The organism is Desulforhabdus sp. TSK, from assembly GCF_022836495.1.
GTDB lineage: Bacteria > Desulfobacterota > Syntrophobacteria > Syntrophobacterales > Syntrophobacteraceae > Desulforhabdus.
In genome coordinates, this window is the sequence record NZ_BQXM01000001.1 from 195,910 (window position 1) to 207,895 (window position 11,986).

Annotated in this window: 8 protein-coding genes; 6 read left to right on the forward strand and 2 right to left on the reverse strand. The window is 55.7% G+C overall.

All coding sequences use genetic code 11. From position 1 onward, the window contains the following. Positions 1 to 158 precede the first annotated feature (158 nt). The 4 genes from rlmD (at position 159) to MWC30_RS00955 (ending at position 6,034) form a co-directional block, all read left to right on the forward strand. The gene (gene rlmD / locus MWC30_RS00940) at positions 159 to 1,583 is read left to right on the forward strand and encodes a 23S rRNA (uracil(1939)-C(5))-methyltransferase RlmD (RefSeq protein ID WP_244082266.1); all 1,425 of its coding nucleotides are present in this window, start codon (positions 159 to 161) and stop codon (positions 1,581 to 1,583) included. An 85-nt stretch (positions 1,584 to 1,668) separates the two neighbouring features. Continuing rightward, positions 1,669 to 3,954, forward strand: coding sequence for a PBP1A family penicillin-binding protein (locus tag MWC30_RS00945; protein WP_244082267.1), 2,286 nt, complete (start codon positions 1,669 to 1,671; stop codon positions 3,952 to 3,954). Between the two features lie 122 nt (positions 3,955 to 4,076). Next, positions 4,077 to 4,856 (forward strand): lipopolysaccharide assembly protein LapB, encoded by a 780-nt coding sequence (locus MWC30_RS00950; protein WP_244082268.1) that lies wholly within the window; start codon positions 4,077 to 4,079, stop codon positions 4,854 to 4,856. 38 nt (positions 4,857 to 4,894) lie between these two features. Then, on the forward strand, positions 4,895 to 6,034 hold the full coding sequence (locus tag MWC30_RS00955; RefSeq protein WP_244082269.1) for an AI-2E family transporter: 1,140 nt from the start codon (positions 4,895 to 4,897) through the stop codon (positions 6,032 to 6,034). Between the two features lie 115 nt (positions 6,035 to 6,149). On the opposite strand, the gene MWC30_RS00960 is transcribed toward MWC30_RS00955, so the two are convergent. Both MWC30_RS00960 and MWC30_RS00965 read right to left on the reverse strand, forming a co-directional pair. Next, positions 6,150 to 6,407 (reverse strand): hypothetical protein, encoded by a 258-nt coding sequence (locus MWC30_RS00960; RefSeq protein WP_244082270.1) that lies wholly within the window; start codon positions 6,405 to 6,407, stop codon positions 6,150 to 6,152. A gap of 313 nt (positions 6,408 to 6,720) precedes the next feature. Then, complete coding sequence (locus tag MWC30_RS00965; RefSeq protein WP_244082271.1) at positions 6,721 to 8,232, reverse strand: 2-isopropylmalate synthase; 1,512 nt, start codon at positions 8,230 to 8,232, stop codon at positions 6,721 to 6,723. Between the two features lie 808 nt (positions 8,233 to 9,040). Between MWC30_RS00965 and MWC30_RS00970 the strand changes: the two genes are divergently transcribed. Both MWC30_RS00970 and MWC30_RS22625 read left to right on the forward strand, forming a co-directional pair. Further along, positions 9,041 to 10,354, forward strand: coding sequence for a CCA tRNA nucleotidyltransferase (locus MWC30_RS00970; protein ID WP_244082272.1), 1,314 nt, complete (start codon positions 9,041 to 9,043; stop codon positions 10,352 to 10,354). A gap of 536 nt (positions 10,355 to 10,890) precedes the next feature. Continuing rightward, a complete protein-coding gene (locus MWC30_RS22625) occupies positions 10,891 to 11,916 on the forward strand; it encodes an OmpA family protein (RefSeq protein ID WP_269467771.1) in 1,026 nt (341 codons plus the stop codon). Positions 11,917 to 11,986 lie beyond the last annotated feature (70 nt).

Below are 11,986 nucleotides of genomic sequence, written 5' to 3' on the forward strand. Positions count from 1 at the left end.
TTTGTGGGCATTTTTATTAGCATACCACGCTGGCAAAGGAAAGACATGAGTCCCCGCGCCGAGTCCGCCGGGTGGCTTTGGCCGGTTACCCATGGGAATCGCGCGCAGGAATCACCTGCATTTTTGAGATCCAACGCAATCAGGAAACGATGACAAATATGGATGCACTTCGAAAGGGAACGGAACTGGACTTGGTGGTGGAAAAACTGGCTTTTGGCGGTAACGCTGTGGCCAGGGTGGAGGGGTTCGTGATTTTCGTGGACAAGGCCCTCCCCGGGCAGCGTGTCCGCGTGCGGATTCACCGCAAAAAGCGTCAGTACGCCGAAGCCCAGGTCCTGGAGGTGCTGGCCCAGTCGCCCCATTATGTGGAACCCGTCTGCCCGCACTTCGGTGTCTGTGGGGGATGCCGGTGGCAGGATCTTGCCTACCCGGAGCAACTGCGCTGGAAGAGACTTCACGTCCTGGAATGCATTCAGCACCTGGCAGGTGTCGAAGACACGGCGGTGGAGCCGACGACGCCTTCTCCAGAGCAGGTGCATTACCGCAACAAAATGGAATTTACTTTTGCCGACCGCCGCTGGCTTTCACCTCAGGAAATTGCCTGCACGGACGTCCAATACAGCAAGTCTTTTGCCCTGGGACTCCATGTGCGGAGCTTCTTCGACAAGGTTTTCGATGTGGACACCTGCCAATTGCAGTCGCGCCAGGCTTCCGAAATTCTGAGGGAGGCCCGGGACTGGTGCCGAAGGAGCGGGCTGCCTGCCTACAGTGTTCGGGACCATTCGGGATTCTGGCGCTTCCTCGTCCTGCGTGAAACGAAACGAACCGGCCAGATGCTGGTGCATCTCCTGACAACCCCTCAACCTGAAGATGAAAAGACCGTGGATGCCCTGGCGGCGCACCTGCTGGGACGCTTTCCAGGTCTCACGACTTTTGTACATTCCGTCACGCGGAAAAAGGCCCAGGTGGCCTTCGGAGAGTCCAGCCGCGTGGTTTTCGGCCCGGGATTCATTGAAGAGGAGATCGACTCTCTGCGCTTTCGAATCTCTGCCCATTCCTTCTTCCAAACCAATACCCTCGCGGCCGAGAAGCTCTATGAGGCTGTACGGCGGCTGGGGGATTTCAAGGGGCACGAAACGGTCTGGGACCTCTACTGCGGCACGGGAAGCATCGCCCTTTTCATTGCCTCCCAGGTGAAGTGGGTCCTGGGATTTGAAATCGTCGAGGAGGCCATTCGGGACGCTCAGGTGAATTGTACCTTGAACGGAATTGACAATTGCACTTTCCGGTCGGGTGATTTAAAAGATGTAATCAAAGATGCGCTGGAATCGGCACGGGAGAACGGGCTTCCCGATGTGGTGATCACTGACCCTCCAAGGGCGGGGATGCATCCCCATGTCGTCAACACCCTTCTCGAATTGGCGCCCCAGAGGATTGTGACCGTTTCCTGCAATCCTTCGACCCTTGCCAGAGACCTGACGTTCTTTTTGGACCGGTATGAAGTTCGAACGATTCAGCCTTTCGATCTTTTCCCTCATACCCCTCATATTGAATGTGTCGTAAGATTGGACAGGAAATCCTGAGCATCATGGCTTCCCGCATCCGCTCCGCCGCTTTCGTTTCCGAGTTGCCTTTCGGCTTTGCCTTAAAGGGTCACCGCCGGTCGCTATGCTGAGAAACGCGCGATACAAGCCCAAGAGAAGCCGCATCAAGAAGCGGTCTCTCTGGTTTAAGGTTCTGGGGTTCCTGGTAGTCCTGGCCATGCTTTTCGGGGTCGGCTTCTATTGCTACCTCTACGTGGAAATCAAGCAGCGTTTTGAATCCCGCCGGTGGAGCGTTCCCTCACGCGTTTTCTCAGCGACGGTGCCTTTGTTTCCCGGTCAGGTTGTTACTCCTGGGCAGCTGAAGAAGATGCTGGTGGAGCGCCGTTACCTGGAAGGCGCACAGGAGCCTCTCCGTGCCGGGGAATTCAAGATGGGGAAGAATGCCCTGAGTGTTCATTTCAGGGAATTCCGCTTCCCCGGTCATGCCCTGCCGCCCCAGCGCGTCCAGTTCGAATTTGCACAGAATACCCTCATGCGTATCCGAGGTTCCCAGGGAGATCAGGCGTTCCTGGAACTGGAGCCTCTCGAGATCGCGAGGCTGTTCGGGCATGAACGGGAAAGTCGCCTTCTCATCAATATCAAGCAGGTCCCCCGGCATCTCGTCGATGCGGTAGTGGGGATCGAAGATCATCGTTTTTACGAGCACGGCGGCATGGACTGGAGGGGGATTTTTCGTGCCCTGTGGACCGACGTCAGGGCCCGGCGGGTCGTTCAGGGCGGCTCTACCATCACTCAGCAGCTGGTGAAGAACTATTTCCTGGAATCGGAGCGCAGCTTCAAGCGTAAATTCCTGGAAGCCTCCATGGCTCTCATCATCGAAGGGCTGTACGGTAAAGATGAAATCCTGGAAATGTACCTGAACGAAATTTACATGGGCCAGAAGGGCAATGTGGCCATCCACGGAATGGGGGAAGCCGCCCGTTATTATTACGGCCGCAATGTGGAGGATCTTACTCTGGCAGAGGCTGCAGCCCTGGCGGGGATGATCCGTGCACCCAATCTCTATTCACCCCTGACCAACCCGGAACCGGCCCGGGAACGGCGCAACACGGTCCTGAAGCGCATGGCCGAACTGGGGAAAATCAGCCCTCAGGATTACGAAAAAGCAAGCATAGAACCATTGAAAGTCACAAGGTCTCTGTTGCCCCTCAGTGTGGCCCCTTATTTTGTGGATTACGTCCGGCAGCAGCTGCAGGAGCTTTATGCTCCCGAAGTCCTTGCTTCAGAAGGTCTGAACATTTACACGACGCTTCAGCCCGAAATGGCCCTTGCCGCAGAAAATGCCGTGACCGAAGGGCTCCGGGAACTGGAAAAAGAGATTTCCAGTAAAGACGAGCCGGCAGGGGACCGCCCCCTGCAGGCGGCGCTCATCGCTATTCAACCCAAAACGGGAAGCGTGCTGGCCCTCGTGGGGGGGCGGGATTATGGGGAGAGCCACTTCAACCGTGCGCTCTTTGCACAGCGGCAGCCTGGGTCGGCCATCAAGCCTTTCGTCTACCTGAGTGCTCTCGATCGATTCACCCTTGCGAGCCGGCTTTCGGATGACGCCAGGCGCTATTCCGTCGGAAGTGATTTTTGGACCCCTAAAAATTACAGCGGGCGTTATCGTGGGAATGTCTCTTTTCGCACCGCCCTGGAGGATTCCCTCAACGCCGCCACCGTCGACCTGGCCATGTCCGTCGGTTTGGAGCGGATCGTCGCGACCCTCAGGAGCCTCGGTATCCAATCGCCCCTGGAGGCTCTCCCATCGATGCCCCTTGGATCCTTCGAGGTCACACCCCTGGAGCTCACAGGGGCTTACGCAGCTCTCGACAATGACGGACAGAAACCTTACTTACTCAGTCTCAAGGAAGTGGTGACGGAGGGAGGAGACATTCAAGAACGGCGAAACGTGGATTTTTCCACGGTGACGACGCCCGCCAAAGCCTTCCTCATTACGAATGTCCTGGAAGGTGTGGTAACACGGGGGACCGCCAGGAACCTGAAGCGGTGGGGAATCGATTTCCCCTGTGCGGGAAAAACAGGGACAACCAGTGACTACCGGGATTCCTGGTTTGTGGGGTATACGACAGACCTCCTGACGCTGGTGTGGGTGGGTTATGACGACAACCGATCGACTCGCCTCAGCGGTTCGGCGGGAGCGGCCAGAATTTGGGCCAAATTCATGAAATCTGCCGGCCCCTGGTTTCACCCGCAGGCTTTTCGCATTCCTCCGGGTGTGGTCCAGAGGGTCATTTGCCCTGAATCGCAGCAGCTGGCGTCTCCCCAGTGTCCGGAGAAGCGACTGGAATATTTTCTGGCGGAGAACGCCCCGAGCGATTATTGTGTCACACATTCGGCGCAGTGGTGAACTGGAGCCCATGGGGTCGGTAAATTCTCCCATGTGCGGGGGAGAGCTGAGGAAGAGAGCCTCATGAGGCTCGAAAGAGCTCCTTGCGGCGGCTGAGCTATGATGGAGAAGGGGAAGCGATCATGATACGCATGATACGGGTTTCCATGGAGCGATCTGCAGTCACGAGATTCCTTGCCGGGTCGGCCTGTTTCATGGCAGTCGTTTTTCTTTCTGCCTGCGTTCCCAGGCAGTATGTCGCCATTCCCCCTGAATGGCGGACGTCTCAGCCCCCGGTTCCATCGACTGGTGCCGCACCGCCTTCCCCCAAACAGAAAGCCTCCGTTCCTGGACCGCCCCTAAAAGAAGCCCCCATCATCAAGCGTAAGCCTCTTTTTAAAGAGATGGACCTGCCCAAGGCGTCGGAATCTCCTGCTCCTGTCGTCACGCCTAAAAATGGGGAGTCGCAGGTACATCCCCAGGCCCCACCCCAGGTTCAGCCCCAGGTATCCTCACAGCCAGAACCGCAGGTACCACCACAGGCCCAACCGCGACCACAGCCGAAGGAGCCCGCGCGGCCGGCCCCGGTGCAGGAACCTCCTCAACATCTGGCATCCATGCACCTGGTGGATCAGGCCAAGACTTCACTGGCCCAGGGGAAGCCGGATGCGGCGATTCCCCTTCTGGAACAGGCCATCCAGGTGGATGTTTACAACGGAGACGCGTTTTTGGGTTTGGCCAGGGCATGGCATGCGAAGGGCTCTCCCAAAAAAGCCCTGGAATTTGCCAGAAAGGCCGAAATTCTGTTTCAGAACGAACCCGGGAAGCTCAAAGAAGTCTATCGCCTCGAAGCAGAGCTGTACAGGGAGATCGGGGATCCCAGAAAGGCTGAAGTGTATCGGCAGAAAGCCGCCAGATTATAGGGAGAGGAGAGACGTTATGTGACTGGAGGGTAATGGGCATGAAAAATCAAAATGAAAATGAAGTGGAAAACCGATCGGCCCCGACGAGCAAGAGACACCGCCCATTTCTTTTGCTTATTTTCTTTTTCTCTCTCTATCTTGCTTTCCTTATCCTGAACCCGTTTCTGCACATTCTGATCTTCTCCATTGTGCTGGCCTCGCTTTTCCATCCGCTCCACCTTTACCTGGAGCGCGTGACGAGAGGAAGAAAGAACCTTGCCGCCACAATGGTTGTCCTGGTCGTCACCTTTGTCATCGCTATCCCCATGTTCTTTCTTGCTTCGGCCCTTGTGGCGCAGGGGGTCGATTCCGTCAACCGCATCAACGATTGGATTCGCGCCGGAAACTTTCAGCATTTGATCGAAGATCCCAAGGTGCTTTCATACTACCATTGGGCTCAGGAACACTTAGACTTCCTGGATTTGCAGCAACTGGACATTCCGGGGAGCCTCTTGCAAATCAGCAAGAACCTCGGTCAGTTCATCATTTCCAAAGGGGCGTCTCTGCTGGGGAACGCGGCGACCCTTCTGACGAATTTTTTCATCATGATGTTCATTGTCTTTTATCTCGTGCGGGATGGAGCGGACATGGTGGAGGGCATGCGATATTATTCCCCGTTGCAAAAGGACCAGGAAGACAAGATCCTGCATAGCGCCCGGATGGTTTCACGGTCTGTCCTCATGGGGAGTTTCCTGACGGCATTGTGCCAGGGAGTCGTAGGAGGGGTCGGCCTCGCCCTTGTTGGAATTCCCGGGCTTTTCTGGGGAACGGTCATGGGGTTCGCTTCCCTGATTCCCGTCGTGGGAACCGCCCTCATCTGGGGTCCTGCTGCCGTCTACCTGGCTCTTCTGGGGAAATGGGGCTCCTTCTTTTTCCTCATTGTTTGGTCCCTCCTGCTCGTGGGCTCCATCGACAACTTTCTCCGTCCCTTTCTCATGCAGGGGGAGTCCAAACTTTCTCCCTTCTTCATCTTCCTGTCCATTCTGGGAGGGGTCCAATACTTTGGACTGGCAGGCATCCTCTACGGTCCCCTCATTCTGAGCTTTGCCACCATCATGTTCTACATTTACGGCGTGGAATATCATGACGAGTTGCTGGCGCACAAAAGTGAAGTGGAGTCGGTTGGAGCGGAAGAGTGAATGCCGGGGGAGATCCGCAGGAGGGGGTGCGCTCCGGTTCGTCCTCCAGGAGCGCTTCGAAAGTCTACTGTGCTTTTTCTTGATATTGCTGGTGGGGTGTCCTGGCAGAAAACTCTTATTCTTCAGGAGGGCAGGGCGGGAAGACTTTCTTTCGCTTACCCAGCAGGTTCTTCATGCGGTGCAGCGCTCTTTGTACCCAGGGGCATCGGTTTTCGATCCAGCAGATGAAACGGGCGAAGAGAGGAATGTCGATGGAAAGGGTCAGGATGGCCAGGGAAAGGAAAAGCCATCCCTGTAGGAACGGCAGTACCAGCCCCGCAAGGCCAAGGGCCAGAAACGTCAGCCCGAGGAGGATTCGGATCATGCGCGTCATGACGGTCTATCCCACGAAAATTTGGCCCGTCGCCGGGCGATTGAGGGGGAAGAAGCCCTCAGTGCTGTTGACTTGACGTCACCCCGGTGAAAACCGGGGTCCAGAGGGGCTCTATTTTGCTGGATTCCGGCTTTCGCCGGAATGACGAACGTTGGTTAAGGCAACAACATTGGAGGAAGCCCCGGGCAGGAGTCTTACCCGGATCGTAGAGATTGGCGAAAGTTTTTATCTCCTGGGACGGTGCGATTCCCCCTTTGAGCACGGCAGAACCCTCAGGAGAGCGTCGCGCCCTCCTGAAGACAGCGCGTTTGCGTCAGTGCGCTCCTGCGAAGAAGCGATTGAAGGCATTGAGATAAGCGCGGGCGGTTGCCTCGATGACATCCGGACTGGTTCCAATCCCCGAATAGACCGTTCCCTGAATTTCCACGCGCACCATTGCCTCACCCAGAGCATCCTTCCCCATGGTGACGGCCTTGAGATCGTAGTCCCGCAATTCTCCCTGCTGCCCCACAATGCGCTCAATGCCGTTGAAGACGGCGTTGACGGGCCCGTTCCCCGTGGCGGCATCGGTGAACATCTGCCCCTCCTTGATGAGCGTGACGGAGGCGAGGGGGATCATGGTGTTGCCGCTCATGATCTGAAGGCTGTGAAAGGTAAAAGTCTCGGGCACCTTGGTGAGCTCGATTTCCACGATGGAATTGAGGTCCTGACTGGTGATTTCCTTCTTGCGGTCGGCCACGTTCAGGAACCTCTTGTAGACGCGTTCGAATTTCTCCGGTTCCAGTTCATAACCCATTTCGGCCAGGCGATGTTTGAGGGCCGCCCGTCCGGACCGGGCCGTGAGCACGATTTTGTGCTGGCGGATCCCCACGTCTTCGGGTTTCATGATCTCATAAGTGCTGCGGTCCTTCAGGATGCCGTCCTGGTGGATGCCTGACGAATGGGCGAAGGCGTTGGACCCGATGATGGCCTTGTTGGGCTGGACGGGAATGTTCATGAGTCGGCTCACCATGCGGCTGGTGCGATAGATCTCCTTTGTGCGGATGTCCGTGTGGGCCTGGTAGGATGCCTGCCGGGTTTTGAGGATCATGACAATCTCTTCCAGGGACGCATTCCCGGCTCTCTCTCCCACACCGTTGACGGTGCATTCGACTTGATCCGCGCCGTTGCGGATGGCGGCGAGGCTGTTGGCCACCGCCAGTCCCAGGTCGTTGTGACAATGAACGCTCAGGATGACTTTATCCAGGGCCGTCACTTTTTCGCGGAGCTTCCGGATGAGCTCCCCATATTCATCAGGGATAGCGTATCCCACGGTGTCGGGAACATTGATGACGGTAGCGCCGGCGTTGATGGTAGCGTCGATAACACGGCACAGGTAATCGAAATCGGTTCGGGAACCGTCCTCCGTCGAATACTCGACATCATGGCAGTATTTCTTGGCATATCGCACGGCTTCCACAGCCATGTTGAGAGCGTTGTCTCTTCCTCTCCGCAGCTTGCTCTGAAGGTGAATGTCCGAAGAGCCCAGGAAAACGTGGATGCGCGGTCGTTCGGCCTTCTGGACGGCTTCCCAGGCGATATCGATGTCTGCCTGAACCGCACGGGCCAGCCCGGCGATTACGGGTCCTTTGATCTGTTCGGCAATGGCCTTGACCGATTGGAGATCCTCGGGAGACGAACAGGGGAAACCGGCTTCGATAACATCCACTCCCAGGAGCGCCAGCTGCTCGGCGATTTCAATCTTCTGTCGTTTGTTCAGCTTTGCTCCCGGGACCTGCTCCCCGTCTCTCAGCGTCGTATCGAATATGTGTATTTTTCGGCTCATGTTGTTATCCTCTTTTTCCCATCCGTAATAATAGGGACCTGGTTTGGTGATCCGTGAAAGACCTCAAAAGCGACCTGTGGAATCGACCGGAGGCATCGGGCCTGTCCGATGAGCCGGTTCGTTTCCCGAGCCCTTCGCCCCGGTGCTGATGCACCCCATTCGGAAGGCTCGAAAAAGAAAAGGCCATGGGGGGAAGCCATGGCCTTTGTTCTTTATTGCTTAACGCATGGGTTATGACGTCTGCAAAGAGAAGGCATGGGACCTCCCTACTAGACCCTGGAGTCTAAGAAGCAGCTCCGAACGTAGAGCGAGGTCCAAAAGCACTCTTTGCATCGTAAAGACTTCCTGTAAAAAAACTTGAGTAGTGAATTCACCTTAGAAGCCTGAGGCTAAATCAGGCATCCGGCACGGCAGAGGCTCTGCCTTACATATTTAGAGACCACCAGAACACGAGGGCGGTTTCCAGCAAAAACAATAAGAGGTATAGAGCATACTGCCCAATGGAAAAATCCTGTATGATTTCATTTGCCTCTTGCATTTTGGCATAAGCTTCGGCAGTATCCATCGTGTTCCCTCCCTGCGAATGATTCTGTTCCATGACTTGAGACTTCAAGCAAACCTACCAAAAATCGTGTACACATTATATTGAGTGAGATCAAAAGATCAAGGCGAAAAATTTTCCGGTGGGAAGAATCTATGGCGATGCTCTCCAGCATGCCTTTCCTTATGTACCGGTTGAGGGAGATTTTGTGCTCCGCTTTCGGTGCGGGCTGAGGGCTCGAAGTCGGAGTCGACAATGGAAAAGGCTTTGAATTCAGCTTCTTTGGACAGTGTTCCCCGGCATGTCCGCGAAATCATGGCGTGCCTGTTTCGGTCGGGATTCCAGGTGTGGGTGGTGGGCGGCGCTTTGAGGGATATGCTTTCCGGGCGCGCACCGAAGGACTACGATCTCGCGACCGACGCCCCTGCCGATGCAATCATGAAGCTCTTTTCCCGCGTCATTCCCGTGGGCATTGCGCATGGGACCGTCCGCATTCATGTGGATGAGGGGGACATCGAAGTCACTACGGTGGCACCTCCCGGGATGGAGGGCATCCTTTTGGACCTGGACCGCCGCGACTTTACGATGAACGCCCTGGCGTTGTCGTATCCGGAAGGACACCTCCTCGATCCCCATGGGGGAACTGAAGATCTCCGCCGCCATTTGCTGAAAACCGTGGGGAATCCGCGGTCCCGATTCAAGGAGGATCCTCTGCGAATCCTCAGGGCGGCGCGTTTCATGAGCGCTTACGGTTGCCGCATGGATGGCAGAATGGCCGCCGCGGTCAAAGACGAACTGGCCGGCATGGACGGGATCGCGGCAGAGCGCATACGCGACGAGATGTTCAAGCTCCTCTCGGGGAAATTTGTCATCGAAGCCTTCGAATGGATGCGTCGATGCGGAGTGCTCCGGAAAATCATGCCCGAGCTCCAAAGCCTGGTGAGCAGCGGATCGAAGCGTTCGTACCCCTTCGATCCGTATCGGCATACCCTTTACACCATCGGCAACTGCCCTCCCCGCCTGACCGTCCGCCTGGCTGCGCTTTTGCACCATTTGGACAGGCGGGAATCGCTTCGAAAACGGCCTGCCCCCGGACGCCCAGGGAGTGGGCAGGGGAATCATCGGGTGGCTCTATCGCTCATGAAGCGTTGGCGCATGTCCAGGAAGCAGATCCAGGAGGTGAATCTTCTGCTGAACAATCTGCTCCCCCCGAACGCCGTTCGTTGGGGTGATGTCTCTTTACGGCGCCTGATGGCGGAAGTGGGGCACGAGCGACTGGAAGACCTGTTGGATCTCTCCCACGCCCATCTCCTCTCCCGGGGGCGGTCGAAAGGCCTGATGCACGCGTTCGAGGTGCTTCGCTCAAAAATCCTTCGGGAAGTGGCGCTTCACCCTCCCTTACACATCGGGGACCTCGAGGTCAAAGGGGAGGATGTAATGCGTGTTCTTCACCTGAAACCAGGTCCGGTTGTGGGGGAAATTTTACAGGCCGTCCTCCAGCGGGTATTGCAGGATCCGCAATTTAACCGGCGGGAAGCGCTGATGGCTTATATTCAGCAGCGTTTCAACAATCAATTGTAAGTGTTTTCCATCGTGCCAGTACCAATAAACGAACTTTGACATTCCTCTTTAAAATTGTTGACAGAAAGTGAGTAGTGCTTTAGTGATATCAGTACCATGTACCGGTCCGCCAGTCCGCAGGATATTTTTATAACTTATTGAAATAAATTAAAAAAAGGAGGAAGGTGCAAAAGGCAGGTTTAGAAATGGGGCAAGCAGTGAACAAATCGGCTGATATTTGCCGCTTCGCTTTGAACCTGGCGAAGAACATTTTTGATAAATAGCAGGTTTGGAAGGAAGCTGCAACGGTGAAGGGTGCCGGATGGGCTGCCGGCGTTCTTTGTGAGAATTCGGTGAAGCATCATCGAAATGGTTGTTGAACCTTGGTTTTAGTCAAAATTGCAGGACTGCGGTTGGGAATCCAGTCTTATTTTTAGAACCTCCATGAGACGGGAGGGTACGGACCGGGGGAGCAGGAATCAATTGCCGACAGATGGTTCATGGGTGCCCGATGGACTGTCCAAGGACTACATCCACTAAGCTAGGAGGAGGGAGTTATGAAAAAGTTCAAGATGTTGAAGGTAATGGTGTTGGTTTTAGCGTTGGTGTTTGCTGCCGGTTCCGGCATGGCCCGCGCCGTAGACAAATGCCCTGATAATTTTGTCTTTCTGGTGGACCAGTCCGGGTCCATGTACATGCACATTGTGGGCTCCCAGGTGAAGATGGCCATTGCCAAGAAGGTGCTGCTGGGCATCAATGACATGATTCCTGACATGCGTTATAATTCCGCCCTGCAGATGTTCGCACCTGTTCAGACAGTCGTGCCGGTGGGACCTTACGATCGCGCTGCCATGGCCAAGGGTATCAAAAGCATCAAAGAGGAACAGGCGATCTTCGGGCGTCTCACCCCCATGGGACCTGGCATCATGGCGCTGGATCCCGTGCTGGCTAAGATGTCGGGCAACACCGCTGTGATTCTGGTGAGCGACGGTATGGCGAACCAGGGACCGGACCCGGTGGAAGAAGCTCGGGCCATTTACAGCAAATACCCCAACGTGTGCATACACATCATCTCCCTGGCAGATGCTTCAGACAAGAAGGGTAAAGAAATTCTTACCGCCATCAACAAGATGAATACCTGCAGCGTGATGGCGGAAGGGGTGGCCCTGGAATGTGACGCCGCGGCCATGGAAAAGTTCGTCAGCTCCATCTTCTGTACACCCAAGAAAGCGGCTCCCAAGGAAGAAGTGATCGTCCTGAGAGGCATCAATTTCGATTTCGATAAGTCCAACATCAAGCCCGAATTCAAGCCGGTGCTGGATGAAGCCGTCAGGATTCTGATGAAGAACCCGGATATCCGCGTGACCATCGAAGGCCATACGGATGCCATGGGGTCGGAAGCCTACAACCAGAAATTGTCCGAGAGACGTGCAGCCGCCGTCTATGATTATTTCCTGAGCAAGGGCGTTCCTTCAAGCCGTATGAGAAGCGTGGGTTATGGCGAGCTCAGACCTATCGCCACCAACGCTACGGAAGAAGGCCGTGCCCTCAACCGTCGTGCGGAGCTCAAAGTCGAGAAGTAATGTTTGATTGAAAGTCCTGCCGGGGCATGTCCTTTGAGTGCATGCCTCGGCAGTTTATTTCCAGGGGAGA